Raw genomic sequence first — 19569 nt, 5'->3', positions numbered from 1 at the left:
AAGGAGTCTTTTATTTTTATATAGAAAATATTAGGTATAAATGGGCTTGGGGGGATTAGATGTGAAAAAGAAATGGTTATTAATAATTGTATTAATTATAATAGTTTTAATAAATCCTAAGACAATAGGAAGTGTTAGTCAAAAATTAGGTAAAAAATCTGTAAAAATACAAGATAAAAAAAGTATAGAGGTTAGTGAAAAGTTTAATTGTGTAGAGTATGAAGATAATATTGTATATTATGATGGAAAGACATTAAAAAGTGTAGATGAAAATGGAAAAGAAATATTTAAGATAAATCTAAATATAAAAAATTTAAGACTAGATAGCAATAAATATATAGATGTATTAGATAAAGATAAAAATACTATATATAGTATAAATAAAACTGGAAAAGTTGTTTTCAAAAAAAATGTACCGAATAACGGACTTATGTATTTAAGTTTAGATAATGATTCATATGTTTATGCATATAAAAAAGAAAATAAAGATAGTATAAATATTTACGATTTTGAGGGTAACTTGCAGAAAAACTTAGATTTAGAAGGTAAACTAACTGACATAGAATATACATCACAAGGTATATACGTGTGTGATTTAAAAACTGAAAAAGATTTAGAAAGTACAATAACTAAATATGATTACAATGGAAACTTAAAAAATAAAAAAAGCATAAAAGACTCTATTATTTTAGATACCATAGTGCAAAAAGATAATATTTACTTAATTGAAAAAAATAAAATAAGCAGGGTAGATTATAATTTAAAGGTAATTGATGAGTTTGATGTTAAAAATATAAAATATTATAGCAATATAAATAGTGATGGAATTTATGTTATAGAAGAAAACAACAATATAAAGCATATAAGCAAGAAAGTTGAAGATATATCTACATCAAGTAATATTGAATATATAGATGGTATTGTTAATATGAAAGACAACTTTATATTATATAAAGATAATAAAATAATTAATAAAAAAGGTGAAGAGTTAAAAGGTTTTGAAAAAGACATAAAAAGTATAATGATGATTAATGACTCAACTCTAAGTGTTAAATTTGATGATAAAATACAAATATTAAAAGTTAAATAGACAATAGGACAATGAAATAATTTAAATCTATAGTATAGGAATAATCTATAACAAAATATGTCTATATATGTTAAAATTAAGGGAGTATTGTATTATATTAAGGAGATGAGTATTTATGAGAATAGAGTTAGATGCAAAAGGACTGGCATGTCCGAAACCAGTTATAAATACTAAAAAAAAATTAGATAGTATTGAACAAGGGGTTGTAGAAGTAACTGTAGATAATGAGATTGCTAAGGAAAATATATTAAAATTAGCAAAATCAATGAATTTAGAAGCAAATGTATTAAAAACAGAAAAAGATTCTATTTGTATAGAGATTATAAAAGGTGAAAATGTTATAATAGAAGAAAAATCACAAGAGTCTTTAGCTGATACATGTATATTTATAAACTCAGATAAAATGGGAACTGGAAATGATGAATTAGGACAGGTACTTATAAAAGGATATATATATACTTTAACAGAAAGTAAGCCATATCCAAAAAGTATACTATTTGTTAATAGCGGAATAAAGTTGACAACAGAAAATGAAGCAACAGTAGAAAATCTTAAAATACTACAAGATGCAGGTGTTGAAATATTATCTTGTGGAACATGTTTAGATTACTACGGATTAAAAGAAGAATTAAAAGTTGGAACTGTAACAAATATGTATACAATTGTAGAATCAATGAACAATTCATCAAAAACTATATCTATATAAATAATAAAGACTACATGACAAAGTTTATGTAGTCTTTATTTATATAAAATCAAAAATAAAGGCATTAAGAAAGGAATACAGAAAAATGAACGAAATGTATATAGTAGCTTTTAACTCAACACATCATGCAATAAGAACAGATAAAGTTTTAAACGAAAAAGATTTAAAGGTAACCACTTTACCAACACCTAGAGAAATAAGCTCTAGTTGTGGAATATCTGTTAGATTTTTAAAAGAGGATATGGATGTAGTTGTAGAATCTTTAGAAGAAAATGAAATTTTATATAATGGAATTTTCAAAGTAAATAGAGTAGCCGGAGGAAAAAAAGAAGTAACTAAATTAAGATAGGAGTGATGCAAATGCCAATGAAGCTAAATGTAGGAGATGTTGTAGAATTAAAGAAACCACATCCATGTGGATGTAAAGAATTTGAAATAACTAGAGCAGGAATGGACTTTAAAATAAAGTGTTTAAAGTGTGATAGAATGCTGATGTTAGATAGAGAAACTTTAGAAAAAAGAATAAAAAAAGTAAAAGGCTTGTAAAAAAGCGTTTTCTTTTGCTATAATTAAAGTGGGAAAACATTTTACCAAGGGGGAACTTAATTATGGCTATCAAATTTGCAAAAAGAATGGATGGATTAAAAGGATCTGAGATTCGTGAGCTTTTAAAATTGACAGAGAAACCTGAAGTAATATCTTTTGCAGGCGGACTTCCAGCTCCTGAATTATTTCCAGTAGAAGAAATGAAAGAAATATCAAGAATGGTATTAGAAGAATCAGGAAGAGAAGCTCTTCAATATACTACAACAGAAGGATTTGGACCTTTAAGAGAGCACATAGCTGAAAGAATGAATAGAAAGCTAAAAACTAATGTATCAAAAGATGATCTATTAATAACAAGTGGATCTCAACAAGGTTTAGATTTTGCAGGTAAAATTTTCTTAGATGAAGGAGATGTAGTTTTAGTAGAAAGTCCATCATACTTAGGTGCACTTAATGCTTTCAAGGCTTATTGTCCTAAATTTATAGAAGTACCAACTGATAAAGATGGTATGATAATTGAAGAACTAGAAAAGATTTTAGAAACAACAGAAAATGTAAAAATGATATATGTTATACCTGACTTCCAAAATCCAACAGGAAAGACATGGTCTATGGAAAGACGTGAAAGATTCATGGATGTCATAAATAAGTTTGAATTACCAGTAATAGAGGATAATCCATATGGGGAATTAAGATTTGAAGGGGAAATATTACCATCATTAAAGGCTATGGATGAAAAAGGACTAGTTATGTTCTTAGGATCATTCTCAAAAATATTCTGTCCAGGATACAGAATAGGTTGGGTTGCTGCTTCTGAAGAATTATTATCAAAATTCATATTTATTAAACAAGGAGCAGACTTACAAGCATCTACAATATCACAAAGAGAAATAAGTAAATTTATAGATGTTTATGATTTAGATGCTCATGTTGAGAATATAAAATCAGTTTATAGTAAACGTAGAGATTTAATGTTAAAAACAATGGACGAAACATTCCCAGAAGGAATAGAACATACATATCCAGAAGGTGGATTATTCACTTGGGTAGAGCTACCAAAACATTTAGATGCAAAAAAAATAATGGAAAAATGTTTAGAAAAAGATGTTGCTTATGTTCCAGGAGGATCATTCTTCCCTAATGGAGGAAACCAAAATACATTCAGATTAAACTACTCTAATATGCCTGAAGATAAAATAGTTGAAGGTATGAATAGATTAGCAGATGTATTAAAAGATGCTTTAGCTCAAGATGCAAATGCTTAAATAAAAATAGTGACCTTTCGGTCACTATTTTTTTTAGGGGAGATTAAGATGAAATATATTAAGGTTATGGGGTTATACCTTATAGGATTAACAAAATAAAAATCTTTATACTATATTAATTTTAGATTTTATTTTTTCTAATAATATTAATATTTCCAATTTTAGTATGAAATAAAATAAAATTGACAATTAATTTTATTAGTGATAAAATGTGTAAAGTGTGAGATTATAAATCTCATTTCTCTGCTCTGCGCAGCAGAGCCGTAAGTCCAAAGGGAGGTGAATCGTGTGAAGAATTATGAATTAGTTTTCGTAGTAAAGCCTAATGCAGATGAAGAAACAAAAGCAGCTGTATTAAACAAGGTTAAAGAAGTTATAGCTACTGAAGGTGAAGTTGCAACTGTAGATACTTGGGGTACTAAGAAATTAGCTTACCCAATAGCTAAGTTCACTGAAGGTTACTATGTATTAGTTAACTTTAAGTCAGGTGTTGATGTTCCTAAGGAAATAGACAGAAACTTAAAGATAAACGAGAACGTAATAAGACATATGATAGTTGTTGCTTAATAACTAATATATAAATTTTACGTAAATAGGCGGTGTTTATATGAATCATGTTGTGCTAGTGGGAAGATTAACGAAGGATCCTGAGTTAAGATATATCCCAGGAACAGGAACAGCCGTTGCATCATTCAGTATTGCCATTGATAGAGATTTTACTAAAAAAGATGGTAGCAAAGATACTGATTTTATACCGGTTGAGGTAATGGGTAAACCTGCTGAATTTTGTGCAAACTATATATCAAAAGGTAGATTAGTTGCTATACAAGGTTCGATAAGAGTAGATAATTATCAAACTCAATCAGGAGAAAAAAGAACTTTCACTAAGGTAAGTGCTCGAAATATACAAGCCTTAGATAGTAATAAAAATAGATCGGATAGTCCATATCCAAATCAAAATCAGAATCAAGGATTCGAACCTAGTTTCGAACCAAGCTTTGAGCCTGCAGGATTAGATCCTCAAGGATTCCAAGCTATAGATGATGATGATATACCATTCTAAAAAGGAGGGAAAAAGACATGATAAACAAGAAGAGACGTAAGAAAAAAAGAGTTTGTCAATTCTGTGCAGATAAAAATGCTAAGATAGACTACAAAAACACTCAAAGATTACAAAAATACGTAACTGAAAGAGGTAAAATATTACCTAGAAGAATAGCTGGTACTTGTGCTAAGCATCAAAGAGAATTAACAGTTGCTATAAAGAGAGCTAGAAACTTAGCTTTATTACCATATACATTAGACTAAGAAAAGGACGAGCCTTTAGGGGGCTCGTTTTTTTATTGGTTAAAACTACTATGATTTATGATATAATATTTATATATTAAGGAGGGGGGACATAGTGAGACTAGATAAAAACTCAGAGATAACGAAGAACATAAAAATTATTGAATGGATGAAAACAGAATTAATAATAAGCCTGGGGGACTTATTTAACCTTTTATTTAAAGGTACAAGACCTGTAGATCAGATTTTACAAGATACTCTAGCTAATATAGTTATGGTTACATATTTACTATCAAAGAGACTTGGAATTAGCTTTAAGGAAATAGATTATAAAATAAAGGAAAAGATAAAGGATGGAATAGAGGAAGACCATAGTGTAGAACGATGGTATGGAGATTTATCTAATCTTAAAAATTACTTAGACAATAGGGAGTGATATTAATTTGAATAATAGAGCTAAATTAACTCAAACGGCAATGATTACTGTTATAGCTATTGGACTTTGTCTTGCTTCAGCATACATTCCGTTTTTAGGGTTACTTGCGCTTATTCTTCCTGTTCCATATGCTATAATATCAACAACTTCAGGATATAAGTATGCATTAATTTCAGCTATATCCTCTTTTTTTATATTGGTATTAACTGTAAACGTAGTATATGCTTTAAATTTACTTATAATGTGTATGTTACCAGGGATAGCAGTGGGATATAGAATCAATCAAGATAGCAAAGTAGAAGATGAAAATAAAAGCTTTACGCCTATATATTTTGGAACGATAGCATTTATACTATCTATAATTGTATTTTTTGCAATGTCAAAACTGTTATTCAATATAGACTTATTAGCAGATATATCAAAAACTATAAAAGCAACAGTAGAAGCTCAGTTTGCCATTATGGAAAGTACGAATATGATGCCTAAAGAAAATATAACAGCCAAAGATATGATTAATATGTTCCAAAACATGATGCCTACAGTGTTATTTATGTATAGCATAATAGCATCATTAATAACATATTATGTAGAAGCCTTTATTTTAAGAAGAACTAAAGTATTAAATTACGATTTACCAAAATTTTCGGAGTTTTATTTACCAGGAAATGCTATAGTAACATCACTAATATTATATTTATTAGTTATGTTCTTAGAGATGTTGAATATAGGGCTTTATACAGATTCAATAATGTTAAATATTCAATTGGTATTTAGTATACTATTTTTAATACAAGGTGTATCAGTGTCTATTTACTTTATAAAAAGTTGGAAAGATAAATCGCCAGGTAAAATAGTATTTGCAGTAATAGCAGTAATTCTATTATCAGGATCCATGATTTTGAGCTTTGTAGGAATGTTAGACAGTGCAATTGATTTTAGAAAGGTAAGAAACTACAAATCCACTTAGGAGGTAGAAATGTTTAATAAGTCGACCTTTAAATTTAATATGCCAGAAATAAATGCATACATAGTGGTTATTGGGATTCTTAGTCTTATATTAATGTATTACAATATATATATAGGTGCTCTTGTATTTGCTGCCTTTATATATATTGTTTTTCATAACTGGAGAACAAGAGATATAAGAAGAAAAGAATGGAATAAGTATATTCAAGATTTAGCTGTAGATATTGATGAAGTAACAAAAAAAGCTATACTAAACTTGCCAATACCTTTATGTATTTTAGAGTTTGATGGTAGTGTTACATGGTACAATGCTAAGTTCCATGAAATGACAGAAAAAGAAGATACCTTAGGTATGAACATAGAAACTCTTGTTAAAAATATAAACTTAAGAAAAGTATTAAATGAAAATAAAGAGTTATATACCGATATAAACTATAATGGAAGACAGTACACTATAGTTTATAATATTATAAAAAGTGATCAAGAAGACAAAACTAAATATTTAATGATGCTTTACTGGATTGATAAAACTGACTACTTAGATTTAAAAAGTAAGTATGAAGAAGAAAAAAACGTAGTAGCTACTATACAAGTAGATGGATATGATGAAGTATTACAAAGTGCTCCTGAAGAGAGAAGACCTTTAATAAATGTAGATATCGATAAAATATTAGCGTCATTAGAATCAAGTTGCAACGGTGCGCTTGAAAAAACGGCTAATGACAAATACTTTTTAGTTTTAAGTAAAAATGAATTAGACAAATTAGAAGCAGATAAATTCTCTATATTAGATAAAATAAGAGAAATTGACCAAGAAAATAATTTACCTGTAACAATAAGTATAGGTATAGGAATAGAAGGAAAAACAATTAATGATAATTTCAAATTAGCAAAAGGAGCATTAGACTTAGCTCTTGGTAGAGGTGGAGATCAAGCCGTAATAAAAACTAAAGACAAGTCTATATTCTACGGGGGTAAATCTAAAGCTGTAGAAAAGAAAACTAAAGTTAAATCAAGACTTATAGGTCATGCGCTAAGAGAGATTATATTAGAAAGCAAGAATATATATATAATGGGACATAAATATCCAGATATGGACGCAATGGGAGCCGCAGGAGGTATTTATGATATATGTAAGTCATGTAATAAAAATGCACATATAGTTTTAAATAGTTCTAACGATTCTATTGATGAATTTGTAAGTAGATTGAAAAAATCTGATTACTATAATAATATATTTATGTCAAGAGAAGATGCTATTAAAAATTGTTCTAAGGACACATTGGTAATCGTAGTTGATACTCATAGACCTAACTTTACTGAATGTCCTGAATTATTAGCTATATCTGATAAAATTGTTGTTATAGACCACCACAGAAGAGGGGTCGAATTTATAAATGATACAGTTCTTTTATTCCATGAAACTTACGTATCATCAACTTGTGAGATGGTAACGGAATTAGTTCAATATATGGAAGAAGATGTTAAAATAAATAAATTAACAGCAGAAGGATTAATGGCAGGAATAAGTTTAGATACTAAAAACTTTGCATTTAAAACAGGAGTTAGAACATTTGAAGCAGCATCATATCTGAAAAAAGCAGGAGCAGATACAATAGAAGTTAAGAAGTTATTTAACTCTAATTTAGAAGATTTTGTAACGAAAGCAGAGATAATTCAAAGCACTAAAGTTATAAATGACAAGATATGTTTAGCTTACTGCAAGTCGGATATAAATAATATAAATGTAGTTGTAGCTCAAGCTGCAGATGAGCTTTTAAGTATAAAAGATGTAGAAGCATCATTTGTATTAGGTAAAACTAAATCAGGAACTATATTTATAAGTGCTAGATCATTAGGGTCTATTAACGTACATGTATTAATGGAAAAACTAGGTGGCGGAGGCCACATTGATATAGCAGGAGCTCAACTTGAAGGAGTATCTTTAGAAGAAGGATATAAGATGGTATCAGACATCATAACACAATATCTAGAGGAGGAAGAAGAGTAATGAAAGTTATATTATTAAAAGACATAAAAGGAACAGGAAAAAAAGGTGATGTAAAGGAAGTTAGTGATGGATACGCTAGAAACTTTTTATTCCCTAAAAAATTAGCAGTTCAGGCTGGAAATACAGAGTTAAAAGAATTAAAAGAAAAACAAACATCTCAACAAATAAAAGAACAAAAAGAATACGAAGCAGCAGTTGAATTAGGAAAGAAAATGGAAGAAATGAATATAACTATGTATTCTAAAGCTGGTGATGGTGGAAGATTATTTGGTTCTATAACATCTAAAGATATAGCTGCTCAAATAAAAAAAGAACATGGAATAGATGTAGATAAGAGAAAAGTTATATTAGATGAGCCTATAAGAGTTTTAGGTTCAAGATTTGTTGAAATAAAAATACATCAAAAAGTAGTTACTAAAATGAGAGTAGACGTAAAAGAAAAACAATAAGAAAAACACTAGAGGTGAGATAAATGGAGGATATAGGTAGAATTCCTCCACATAGTGTGGAGTCTGAGCAATCTATACTAGGATCTATACTATTAGATAAAGAAGCTATAATAACTGTTACAGAAACTATAAAACCTGAAGATTTTTATAAAGAAGCTCATAAAATTATTTATGAGTGCATGATGAAGCTAAACAATAAAAATGAGCCTATAGATTTAATAACTCTTACTGAAGAGTTAAAGAAGCAAGGTCATCTAGAGGATATAGGAGGAATAAGCTATATAACTAGCTTATCTACTATAGTACCTACAACTTCTAATGTTAAGTATTATGCAGATATAGTGAAAGAGAAATCAGTTTTAAGAAAGCTTATAAGAGTATCTAATGATATATTAAACTTAGGATATGATAGTTCAATAAAAGTAGAAGACATTTTAGAAAAAGCAGAAAAGCAAATATTTGATATATCTCAAGAAAAATCTAGCGAAGATTTCCAGACTATAAATTCAGTACTTATGGATACATATGACACTATAGAAAAGTTATATACTAATAAGGAAGATATAACTGGAATAACTACTGGATTTGACGACTTAAATAAGAAAACCAATGGACTACAAAGAACAGACTTGCTACTTGTTGCAGCACGTCCTGCAATGGGTAAAACAGCATTTTCTCTTAACTTAGTCCAAAATGCAGCACTTAAAGGTGATGCATCTGTAGCTGTATTTAGTTTAGAGATGTCAAAAGAACAATTAGTTCAACGTATGTTATCTGCACAATCTCATGTAGAATTGAAAAAGATAAAAACTGGTAACTTAGATGAAAATGACTGGCCTAGAATTATAGATGCTATGTCTGTTTTATCTAACGCCAACATATATATAGACGATACACCTGGTATAAAAATAGGTGAATTAAGATCGAAGTGTAGAAAATTAAAAATTGAAAAAGGTTTAGACCTAATTCTTATAGATTACCTTCAACTTATGGAAGGTGATGGAGGGAATGAAAGTAGACAACAAGAAATATCTAAAATTTCTAGATCTTTGAAGATAATAGCTAAGGAATTGAATTGTCCTGTAGTAGCATTATCTCAGTTATCACGTGCACCAGAACAAAGATCAGACCATAGACCTATGTTATCCGATTTAAGAGAATCTGGAGCTATCGAGCAGGATGCAGATATAGTAATGTTCCTATACAGAGATGAATATTATCATCCTGATTCAGAAAGAAAGAATATAGGAGAAATTATAATTGCTAAAAATAGACATGGTGAAACTGGATCAGTTGAACTTGTTTGGTTAGGTGAAATACAAAAATTTGCAAATAAAGCTAGAGAAATGTAATAAAAAAATATCCACATGTTGATAATTTTATAAAAAATAATCATATGTGGATATTTTTATTTTAAATTATCGAAACGATATCCACAGTTTCCACAGATGCTCTGTGGATAAATGGTGGATAAAAGTCAAATTAAAAAAGCAAGCTAATTTAGCTTGCTTTCTTATAATTAGTATAATTTTTTCAACGGGGGAGAAAAAAATGATAAATATAGTATATATATATCCAAATACAGAGTTTATAAACAAAGAAATCAATATATGTAGAATAATTGATGATAAAGATAAAGAAACTATAGTTGTATATGGTATTGAAGAAAATAATAAAGTAAAAATATACATTACAAATACATTTACAGGAGATAATAAACTAGTAAAAAAGGCTAACAATGTAAATGATATGGTTAGATTTATAGAAAACAATGAACACGAAATAAAAACCCTAGAAAGCTTAGAATATGTGGAAAAATACATACTAAATAAAATAGGTTAATAAAAAAGGTTTTGAAAATAAAGCGAATGTTTGGTAAAATAAGAAAGTAAGTGTTCGAATAAAATAATTAGAGGTGAATTAATATGAAGACTGTTGCTATAGTAGGCTCTCAATGGGGAGACGAAGGTAAAGGTAAAGTTATAGACTATTTAGCTACACAAGCTGATGTAGTAGTAAGAGGACAAGGTGGAAACAATGCAGGTCATACATTAGTTGTTGATGGAAAGAAATATGCATTACACCTAATACCATCAGGAGTATTAAATCCAGAAACTATAAATGTAATAGGTAACGGAATAGTATTTGATCCAAAAGGATTTTTAGAAGAATTAGCTAAGTTAAATGCAGATAATATAGATACTAAAAATATAAAAATAAGTGATAGAGCGCATGTTATATTCCCATATCACAAGGAATTAGATGCTTTAGCTGAAGAAGCTAGAGGAGATAATAAAATAGGTACTACTAAAAAAGGTATAGGACCTTGTTACATGGATAAAACAGAGAGATCTGGAATAAGAATATGTGACTTAATGGATAAAGATATATTCGCTAAAAAATTAAAAGCTCAAATAGATGCTAAGAATAAAATAGTTAAGAATATATATGGAGCAGAAGAGTTTGACTTCGATGCTATATACAATGAATACTTAGGGTATGCAGAGCAAATAAGATCTTACGTAGATGATACATCAGTTGTTGTATACGAAGCTATAAAAGCAGGAAAGAAAGTCTTATTTGAAGGAGCTCAAGGTACATTACTAGATTTAGATTTAGGAACGTATCCGTTCGTAACATCTTCTCATCCTACATCAGGAGGATTCTCTGTAGGAGCTGGTGTTGGACCTAACATGATAAAAGATGTTGTAGGTATAGTAAAATCTTACACTACTAGAGTTGGAGAAGGACCATTTGTTACAGAGTTAAACGATGAAACAGGGGACAAGATAAGAACTCAAGGAAGAGAGTTCGGAACAACTACAGGTAGAGCAAGAAGATGTGGATGGTTTGATGCTGTAATAGTTAGATATGCTGCTAGAGTTAATGGATTAACTAGTATATCTTTAATGTTATTAGACGTTTTAACTGGATTTGATACAGTTAAAATATGTACATCTTACAAAATGGGAGACAAAGTTTTAAGAGAATTCCCAGCTTCATTAGAAGATTTAGCTAAGTGCGAGCCTATATATGAAGAGTTAGAAGGATGGTCTGAAGATTTAACAGGTATGGAAACATATGAAGAACTTCCTGAAAATGCTAAGAAATATATAGCTAAAATAGAAGAGTTAGTTGGAGTAAATGTAGATATGGTTTCAGTTGGACCAAACAGAGCTCAAACTATAGTAAGAAAAAATATATTCTAATTTTATAATATATAAAACTAAAAGCTATGTTAAAACATTATATAATGTTTTAACATAGCTTTATTTTATTTTTATATTAATTTATCTATATTTAATTGACTTAAAATATCTTTTTTAACTTTAAATCTAATAGTTTTTAAAGGATCAACAACTTGGCAAACTTCTATATCACTAGTTAAACTCATTAGCATAACTAGATCATTTTTAGATAAGTTGCATTTAGGAAGTAAAATATCAAACATATCTTCGATAGCGATTTCATAAGCATCATCCAATGTTTCAGCAGAAGCTACAGTATAATAAGCATCTTCAGTTTCTAAGATAGGATTCTTTATTGTTAAGTTATCTATTACTTCAACTTTTACATCAACTAGAGCTCCTATTTCAGCTCCGCTTACGCCGATCTCACCATCACCCATAACAGCATGGATATCTCCAAGAGACAATAAAGATCCTTCTATTGATATAGGAAGATATACACTAGAACCCTCAGCTATAATCTTACAGTCCATGTTACCACCGTGACTACCAGGAGTTCCACAATTTATAGACTTATTATCGCTTGGGGCAACACCTATAACACCAATCATTTTGTTTAGAGGAAGTTCTAAATTATTAAATAAAGCTTTTTCATTTTCTATTTTTAAAATATTATGAGTCATAGTATCTAGTTTATTACCAAGAACTCCAACTCCAGGACCTGTCATGGCAAGAGCATTTCCTTTTAGTTCAATAGAATTTATACTAACTTTTAAAGTCTGGTTAGGCATAGAATTTTCTATGTATAAAGGTCCAGTTGCTGGATTTACTCTATCAAAATCTATACTATCCATATTGTCATCACTACATGTTATTTGGCTACACATGCAATCATGAGTTTCAAAAACTACATTGCTTCCTGATTTTACTTTAAGAACTGGATTATTTAAGCTTGAAAATGTAAATGTATGATTTTCTTTGTTTATGAAGTTCATAAATTTACCTCCTTTATTTAGTATAAGAATATTATATTACAAATAGTATTAATAAAATATTTTTATAATATAATCTTTAAAAAAATATAAAAAATTAACAAAATTACTAAATTTTGCTGAAAATTATGCTTAAATAAATGGATTAAACCATTGAAAAATAGGGTATTTAAATAATTTGCTTAAAAAAATTAAAAAATTTCACAAAAAGTGTTGACTAAAGTTAATAAAGCTAATATAATAGTATTTGTTGATACGGCAGAGAAAAAAGTCGAAACAACATCTCAGCAAAGATGATCCATTAGCTCAGTCGGTAGAGCACCTGACTTTTAATCAGGGTGTCCCGCGTTCGAGTCGCGGATGGATCACCATTTTTTTTGTAAGGCCCATTGGTCAAGCGGTCAAGACACCGCCCTTTCACGGCGGTAACAGGGGTTCGATTCCCCTATGGGTCACCAATATTTGGGATTATAGCTCAGCTGGGAGAGCACCTGCCTTACAAGCAGGGGGTCACAGGTTCGAGCCCTGTTAATCCCACCATATATGCGGCCTGGTAGTTCAGCTGGTTAGAATGCCAGCCTGTCACGCTGGAGGTCGAGGGTTCGAGTCCCTTCCAGGTCGCCAAACACACATTGCTAGTGTGGCTCAACGGTAGAGCAGCTGACTTGTAATCAGCAGGTTGTAGGTTCGATTCCTATCACTAGCTCCAAAAAAAGATGATCCATTAGCTCAGTCGGTAGAGCACCTGACTTTTAATCAGGGTGTCCCGCGTTCGAGTCGCGGATGGATCACCATTTTTTTTTGTAAAAATATAATATGGCCCATTGGTCAAGCGGTCAAGACACCGCCCTTTCACGGCGGTAACAGGGGTTCGATTCCCCTATGGGTCACCAGCATTTGGGATTATAGCTCAGCTGGGAGAGCACCTGCCTTACAAGCAGGGGGTCACAGGTTCGAGCCCTGTTAATCCCACCAGTAAACTCTTGGATTTTATCTAAGAGTTTTTTTGTGTTCAAAAAAATTATATAATCACAATGAGCTCACTGAAAATTGAGTTTTTATTATAAAAAGTTATTATAACTTAAGAAATATTTACAAATTATGTATAATAGTTATATAAACATATAAAAAATATATACAGGGGATATTATGATAGAAATAATTTTATGCGAAGATCAAGTAGAACATCAAAAAAATATAGAAAAAATTTTACAAAATATATTATATGAAAAAAATATTGATTACAATTTAAATATATATTCAACTGGGGAAGAATTACTTAATAATTATAATCAAGGTGCGGATATATTTATACTAGACATTCAGATGGACGAAATAACTGGAATGGATGTAGCTAGAAAGATAAGAGAAATCGATAAAAATAAACCAGAAATAATTTTTACAACGTCACTTATTGAATACATACAAGAAGGATATGAAGTAAGGGCTTATAGATATTTACTAAAGCCTATACAATATGATGATTTTAAGAAACATATTTTGAGCTGTATAGATGAAGTTATAAATAAAAGAGATAAATTTGTGTTAGTTGAAAATAAAAATGAAACTTACAAAATAAATATCGAAGATATAACTTATATTGAAATTCAAAGAAAAGATATGACTATACACACGGAAAATAAAATTTATGAAACTAAAATGACCATGGATAAGATTGAAAAGGAATTAAAAAATCATAATTTTTATAGATGTCATAAAAGTTTCTTAGTGAATATAAATTATGTAGAAAATATAAAACAATATGTAGCTATATTAGATAATAAAGAAGAGATTTTAGTTAGTAGGCATAGATTTAAAGATTTTAAGCATAAGTTTTTAAGTTCTTTAGGAGAAAAGTTATGTTAGATGTTGAATTAATGTCAAATATAGCTAGATTTGCAAGAGTATTTGTTGAGTATTTAATTTTTATTAAAATATTAAATTGTTTAGAAGTAAAAAAATACAAAAAAATTTATATAGATATCATATTTTTATTAATAGGAGCTTTAGATGCTACAATTATGTTTAATATGGCAACTCAATATTATGGTTTTATAAATAATTTAAAGTGGATAGTATTTATTTTATTTGCAAAATTAAATTATAAAGTAAGTTATTTTAAATCATTATTATATTACTTAACTTATACTACAGCAAATTATATAATCTCAGGGTTTATATTCGATATATCTTATTTTATTATAACAGGAGGTACACCATATACTTTAATTACATCAGAACATAATTTAACTATAATATTTATTATAGAAAATACAATTTCAATGTTTATAAATATGTGTTATATAAGCAAAATTAAGAAATTGAGAAGTATAGATAAAGAAAAATTAAATATTATAATTATAATATGTTGTATAATAAGTAATTTTTCAGTAGCGCTTATAAATACTTTACCTAGTGTTTTGTATATGGTTAAGATTGATCTATATAGTCAAGTTAATGGATTTAATATAAATACAACTCCTAAATTATCCTTTTTAAGTAGCTTTTTACTTTTAATGATAGTTTTTAAAATCATTAAAGATATTAAAGAAAAAAGTGAAGAGAGGTTATTAAAAGAAAAAATAGATATTCAGTACAAGTATTATTTAAATCTTCAAGAATCTCAAAATAAAGTTAAAAAACTTTATCATGATATAAATAATCATATATTTTGTATAAAAAATTTAAGCTCTGAAAAAGAAGATGTAAATAAATATATAAATGAAATGAGTAAAGAATTAAACGAGTTCAAAGAAATACATAATACTGGGAATATGATATTAGATATTATATTAAATGAAAAACAAAATATTTGTAATGAAAATAATATAGATTTAACTTGTGATGTTAATTTTTCTAAATGTAATTTTATAGAAATGACAGATGTATGTAGCATATTTTCAAATATATTAGATAACGCAATAGAAGCATGCAATAAAACTTCTATGGATAAAAAATATATAAAAATAAGGGGAACACTTGTTAAATCATATTATGTTATACGCTGTGAAAATTCAAAAATAAATAAACTAGAAATAAAAAATAGTAAGATTATAACTAGCAAGAAAGATAAATTTATTCATGGAATAGGGCTAAAAAGTGTTAAATCTTCACTTGAAAAATATAATGGAGATTTGGAAATAGAGGATTTTAAAAATAAATTTTTATTACAAATTTATATACCTATAGATGAAAACATGACAGTTGGGGCTACAAAGGTACCAGTTGTACTATAAATATTGAATCAAAAAAAATAAGGTGTTATCTTTTAAACGTAAAAGATAACACCTTATTTTTTTGATTTTAGGGGCATAAATATGAATTACAAAAGGGAGGGTATATTTTGAAGATTAGTTTTAAGTTAGCAATTGCTTATATGAAAGAGCAAAAAGGAAGGACTATCGCATTAATAACAAGTATAGCGTTAGCTGTAATACTAGTATTTTCATTAAATGTAATACCAGAAACACAAAGTAAACTAGAAATAAAAGAAGCATATAAAAATTATAGTGACTATCACGTTGAATATAGCAACTTAAGCGATGATATAGTTAATAAGTTAAAAAAAGATAAGGAAGTAACTGAAGTTAATGATATTTTGGGGTTAGGTAAGATTGTAGGAAAAAACGGAACATCAATTCAATTAAATTCATATAGTGATAAATTTATAGATTCATATGGATATCAATTATCGAAAGGAAGTAATCCTAAAAATTCAAATGAAATAGTTATAGAGCAAAAAGCATTAAAAGAAATGGGCTTAAGTGATGATTTAAATCAAGAAATTGATTTTAAAATTGTAAAGTATTACGTTGATAAAAATAATGAGAATCAAATATTTAGTAAAGATAAAAAGTTCAAACTTGTTGGTATAGTAAAAAAACCTGATGCTTACTATGAAGATTCAAGTAGTTATGCAAGTGAAAATGAATACTATGGAGTAAAGGCTTTTACTAAAGATAATAGCAATGAATCTATTTTACCAAACAATTTAGTAACTCATGGTGGAACTTTATATTTAAACTCATCTAGACCAGATATTGGAAAAGCTTATGAAATTATAAATAAATATGGATTAAATGATTCAAATTTTATGGTAAATGCATCACTAACACAAGTTTTAGATGATTACTCAATGTCAAAGGGAACAACATATACAATGAAGCGAAAGTTATATCCAATGTTAGCGGCAACTTTAGTTATATGTAATATATTTAGTATAGTTCTTATAGATATGACAAAACAAATAGGTATATTAAGAGCAATTGGTTTATCTAAAAAGAAAGTAAGATTTATGATTGCGATAGAAAGTATTAGCGTATTGGCATTAGGTCTTGCATTTGGATTCTTGATAGGAATATTAGCTTCATATGCTGGATTTTACATTATTTATGGAAGGTTTGTGAATATTTACATAAGTAAAGCTAGTATATATGAGCCTATGTTAATGGCTACTATAGCTGTGTTTATATCAAGTTTAGTACCAATATATAAAAGTGGGAAAATTTCGCCTGTAGAGGCTATTAGAAGCAGTGATAAATTTAATAAAAAACAGAAAAATAGATTTTGTTATAAATTAATAAGAAAGGTTTTTGGATTTTCAGGAGAAATGGCTTACAAAAACTTTTGGAGAAATAAAATAAGAACAATACTGTGTATTATATCCATAAGTTTGGGAGGAGTACTTTTTATAGATACGATTGCAATGTCAAAAAGTGAAGATAAAAGCCTAGATAATAGTAGTATTGCTGTTATGACGATGGGAAATAGCGATATAAAGTTATTTCATAATACTAATAACTCAGATTCTAATTTTACTAAATTTAGTAAAAATGAAATAGAAAAAATATCAAAAATAAAAGAAGTAAAAAGTGTAAAACCAATTATTGAGTTAACTGGAATTTTTATAACTAACTCTAAAGATTTAACCAAGGAGTATAAAAGTGTAAATGGTATAGCTGATGAAAATAAAGATTTGGAAGAATATGTAGATATTGAAGGGAATAGCAATAAGAGTTTAAAAGACTTAAATCAATATATTGAAAAAGGGGAAAATATAAGTGATAAAAGTAAAGGTAAATATCCAAAAGCTTTAGTAACGAATTATTTTTACTCTAATGCATCCCCTCATACAAAGTTATTAAATGATATGAAAGTAGGCGATTTAATAAATATAAAGATTCCTGTTACAAAAAACAATAAAGTAGAGTATAAAAATGAAAAGATAGAGGTTGCTGGAATTTTAAATGGAGACTATGTTTTAAAAGAAGGTGGTCTTTCTCGTGGATTAAAAGTTGTATTAAATGAAGAGGATTTTAAAAATATAAGTGGGCGAGAAAATTATAATAAATTAAATATACAAATTGAGAAAGGAACTGATAAAAAAGCTCAAGATGAAATAGAAAAAGTTATAAAAAACAATTCATTTTCAAAATTTGAAAGTAAGTACAATTATAAAAATTTCTATATAAAGCAAAGCGAAAAGACTACAAAAGAAACACTGGTAATCGTAAGTTTAATACTACTAATATCATCTATAAATGTACTGTGCATAATAAAAGCTAATATAATGACTAGAATGAAGGAACTTTCAACATTAAGAGCTATAGGAATGAGTCCTAAAAAACTTAAAAATATGATTGTAAAGGAAAATATAATGTATGCATTTTTTGCATCAATATTTGCTAGTATACTTGCTACTCATAACATTTATAAACTTACAAAACTTACAAATGAAGCATATAAACAGGGATTAGGAACTGAAGAAGCTATTAAGTTTACATTACCTATATTTGAAAGTGTAGAATTTTTAATAGTATCTATAATTATGTGTTTAATAGCAGTATTTTTATGTAAAAAGAAGATTGAAAAAATGAGCATAGTAGAAGGGTTGAGTACAAATGAATAAAGGTGGGGATTTTGTGACAAATATATTAGAGATAACAAATTTAAATAAAATATATGGTAAAGGGGCCAATAAAGTACAAGCATTAAAAGATATAAATTTATCTATAGAAAAAGGCAAATTTACAGCTATAATAGGTCCGAGTGGAAGCGGTAAAAGTACACTTTTAAATTGTATTGCAGGACTAGATACTGTATCATCAGGTAAAGTAATGTTAAAAGGTAAAGATATCTCAACTTTAAATGAAAATAAATTATCTAAATTAAGAAGTGAAGAATTTGGATTTATATTTCAAAGCTTTAACTTAATACCAGTTATAAATGTATACGAGAATATAATACTTCCAATATCTATAGACGATAAAAAAGTAGATAAAAAATACATAGACAGTATAATTGATAATTTAGGGCTTAAAGATAAAATTAATAAATTTCCTAATGAATTAAGTGGAGGTCAACAACAGAGGGTAGCTATTGCAAGAGCTTTGGCCAATAAACCTAAAATAATATTTGCAGATGAGCCAACAGGAAATTTAGATAGTAAAACAACAGAAGAAGTTATGGCTTTATTAGGAAGTTGTGTGAAAGATTTTGGACAAACATTAGTTATGATAACTCATAATAATGAAATTGCTGATATGGCAGATACTTGTGTTGAAATTAAAGATGGAAAATTAAATATAAACAATTAATATTATATAAATAAAATGACTAAGTTAGAAAATACGG

Annotated in this window: 20 protein-coding genes and 8 tRNA genes; 27 read left to right on the top strand and 1 reads right to left on the bottom strand. The window is 28.2% G+C overall.

All coding sequences use genetic code 11. The annotated features are described in order from the left end of the window. The first annotated feature begins 61 nt into the window (after nt 1–61). The 15 genes from KXZ80_RS16000 (at nt 62) to KXZ80_RS15930 (ending at nt 11965) form a co-directional block, all read left to right on the top strand. Nucleotides 62–1090, top strand: a complete 1029-nt coding sequence (locus tag KXZ80_RS16000; protein ID WP_021434334.1) for a DUF5711 family protein — start codon at nt 62–64, stop codon at nt 1088–1090. Nucleotides 1091–1205: 115 nt separating this feature from the next. Next, nucleotides 1206–1796, top strand: coding sequence for a sulfurtransferase-like selenium metabolism protein YedF (gene yedF, locus KXZ80_RS15995; protein WP_021427997.1), 591 nt, complete (start codon nt 1206–1208; stop codon nt 1794–1796). A gap of 85 nt (nt 1797–1881) precedes the next feature. Then, entirely contained in the window at nt 1882–2145 is a 264-nt protein-coding gene (locus tag KXZ80_RS15990; protein ID WP_021434333.1) for a DUF3343 domain-containing protein, read from the top strand. 11 nt (nt 2146–2156) lie between these two features. Beyond that, nucleotides 2157–2342 carry a DUF951 domain-containing protein gene (locus tag KXZ80_RS15985; RefSeq protein ID WP_021428122.1) on the top strand — a complete coding sequence of 62 codons (186 nt, stop codon included), beginning with the start codon at nt 2157–2159 and terminating at the stop codon, nt 2340–2342. Between the two features lie 62 nt (nt 2343–2404). After that, complete coding sequence (locus tag KXZ80_RS15980; RefSeq protein ID WP_021434332.1) at nt 2405–3607, top strand: aminotransferase-like domain-containing protein; 1203 nt, start codon at nt 2405–2407, stop codon at nt 3605–3607. Between the two features lie 288 nt (nt 3608–3895). Continuing rightward, nucleotides 3896–4174, top strand: coding sequence for a 30S ribosomal protein S6 (rpsF, locus tag KXZ80_RS15975; RefSeq protein ID WP_021428006.1), 279 nt, complete (start codon nt 3896–3898; stop codon nt 4172–4174). 40 nt (nt 4175–4214) lie between these two features. Next, nucleotides 4215–4670: a single-stranded DNA-binding protein gene (locus KXZ80_RS15970; protein WP_021434331.1), complete on the top strand. Its 456-nt coding sequence runs from the start codon at nt 4215–4217 to the stop codon at nt 4668–4670. Nucleotides 4671–4687: 17 nt separating this feature from the next. Further along, the gene (gene rpsR / locus KXZ80_RS15965; protein ID WP_021127409.1) at nt 4688–4915 is read left to right on the top strand and encodes a 30S ribosomal protein S18; all 228 of its coding nucleotides are present in this window, start codon (nt 4688–4690) and stop codon (nt 4913–4915) included. A 94-nt stretch (nt 4916–5009) separates the two neighbouring features. Then, nucleotides 5010–5330, top strand: a complete 321-nt coding sequence (locus KXZ80_RS15960; protein ID WP_021428034.1) for a MazG-like family protein — start codon at nt 5010–5012, stop codon at nt 5328–5330. A 7-nt stretch (nt 5331–5337) separates the two neighbouring features. Then, on the top strand, nt 5338–6297 hold the full coding sequence (locus KXZ80_RS15955; RefSeq protein WP_021434330.1) for a YybS family protein: 960 nt from the start codon (nt 5338–5340) through the stop codon (nt 6295–6297). 9 nt (nt 6298–6306) lie between these two features. Continuing rightward, complete coding sequence (locus KXZ80_RS15950; protein ID WP_021434329.1) at nt 6307–8307, top strand: DHH family phosphoesterase; 2001 nt, start codon at nt 6307–6309, stop codon at nt 8305–8307. Next, nucleotides 8307–8756 carry a 50S ribosomal protein L9 gene (gene rplI, locus KXZ80_RS15945; protein WP_021428061.1) on the top strand — a complete coding sequence of 150 codons (450 nt, stop codon included), beginning with the start codon at nt 8307–8309 and terminating at the stop codon, nt 8754–8756. The genes KXZ80_RS15950 and rplI overlap by 1 nt, the downstream gene beginning before the upstream one ends. 23 nt (nt 8757–8779) lie before the next feature. Next, entirely contained in the window at nt 8780–10108 is a 1329-nt protein-coding gene (gene dnaB, locus KXZ80_RS15940; RefSeq protein WP_021428037.1) for a replicative DNA helicase, read from the top strand. 199 nt (nt 10109–10307) lie between these two features. Next, nucleotides 10308–10598 (top strand): hypothetical protein, encoded by a 291-nt coding sequence (locus tag KXZ80_RS15935; protein ID WP_021434328.1) that lies wholly within the window; start codon nt 10308–10310, stop codon nt 10596–10598. An 83-nt stretch (nt 10599–10681) separates the two neighbouring features. Beyond that, nucleotides 10682–11965: an adenylosuccinate synthase gene (locus KXZ80_RS15930; protein WP_021428046.1), complete on the top strand. Its 1284-nt coding sequence runs from the start codon at nt 10682–10684 to the stop codon at nt 11963–11965. Between the two features lie 71 nt (nt 11966–12036). On the opposite strand, the gene KXZ80_RS15925 is transcribed toward KXZ80_RS15930, so the two are convergent. After that, nucleotides 12037–12939 (bottom strand): acetamidase/formamidase family protein, encoded by a 903-nt coding sequence (locus tag KXZ80_RS15925; RefSeq protein WP_021434327.1) that lies wholly within the window; start codon nt 12937–12939, stop codon nt 12037–12039. A gap of 292 nt (nt 12940–13231) precedes the next feature. On the opposite strand from KXZ80_RS15925, the gene KXZ80_RS15920 reads away from it, so the two are divergent. The 12 genes from KXZ80_RS15920 to KXZ80_RS15865 all read left to right on the top strand — a co-directional run bounded on the left by KXZ80_RS15920 (nt 13232) and on the right by KXZ80_RS15865 (nt 19532). Continuing rightward, nucleotides 13232–13307: transfer RNA gene (locus KXZ80_RS15920), tRNA-Lys, on the top strand. Between the two features lie 12 nt (nt 13308–13319). Next, nucleotides 13320–13394, top strand: a tRNA-Glu gene (locus KXZ80_RS15915). Nucleotides 13395–13400: 6 nt separating this feature from the next. Further along, a tRNA-Val gene (locus KXZ80_RS15910) sits at nt 13401–13476 on the top strand. Nucleotides 13477–13483: 7 nt separating this feature from the next. Then, nucleotides 13484–13560: transfer RNA gene (locus KXZ80_RS15905), tRNA-Asp, on the top strand. A gap of 10 nt (nt 13561–13570) precedes the next feature. Next, nucleotides 13571–13645: transfer RNA gene (locus KXZ80_RS15900), tRNA-Thr, on the top strand. Nucleotides 13646–13654: 9 nt separating this feature from the next. Next, nucleotides 13655–13730, top strand: a tRNA-Lys gene (locus KXZ80_RS15895). Between the two features lie 24 nt (nt 13731–13754). Further along, nucleotides 13755–13829, top strand: a tRNA-Glu gene (locus tag KXZ80_RS15890). A 6-nt stretch (nt 13830–13835) separates the two neighbouring features. Further along, a tRNA-Val gene (locus tag KXZ80_RS15885) sits at nt 13836–13911 on the top strand. Between the two features lie 174 nt (nt 13912–14085). Next, nucleotides 14086–14802 carry a LytR/AlgR family response regulator transcription factor gene (locus KXZ80_RS15880; protein WP_021434326.1) on the top strand — a complete coding sequence of 239 codons (717 nt, stop codon included), beginning with the start codon at nt 14086–14088 and terminating at the stop codon, nt 14800–14802. After that, entirely contained in the window at nt 14796–16172 is a 1377-nt protein-coding gene (locus KXZ80_RS15875; RefSeq protein ID WP_021434325.1) for an ATP-binding protein, read from the top strand. The genes KXZ80_RS15880 and KXZ80_RS15875 overlap by 7 nt, the downstream gene beginning before the upstream one ends. Before the next feature lie 107 nt (nt 16173–16279). Further along, nucleotides 16280–18844 (top strand): ABC transporter permease, encoded by a 2565-nt coding sequence (locus KXZ80_RS15870; protein WP_021434324.1) that lies wholly within the window; start codon nt 16280–16282, stop codon nt 18842–18844. Then, nucleotides 18837–19532 (top strand): ABC transporter ATP-binding protein, encoded by a 696-nt coding sequence (locus KXZ80_RS15865; RefSeq protein WP_038286063.1) that lies wholly within the window; start codon nt 18837–18839, stop codon nt 19530–19532. The genes KXZ80_RS15870 and KXZ80_RS15865 overlap by 8 nt, the downstream gene beginning before the upstream one ends. Nucleotides 19533–19569 lie beyond the last annotated feature (37 nt).

Origin of the sequence: Paraclostridium bifermentans, assembly GCF_019916025.1 — a bacterium.
GTDB lineage: Bacteria > Bacillota > Clostridia > Peptostreptococcales > Peptostreptococcaceae > Paraclostridium > Paraclostridium bifermentans.
The sequence above is the reverse complement of the archived record's forward strand: the minus strand, read 5'-3'. Positions and strand labels throughout refer to the sequence as shown.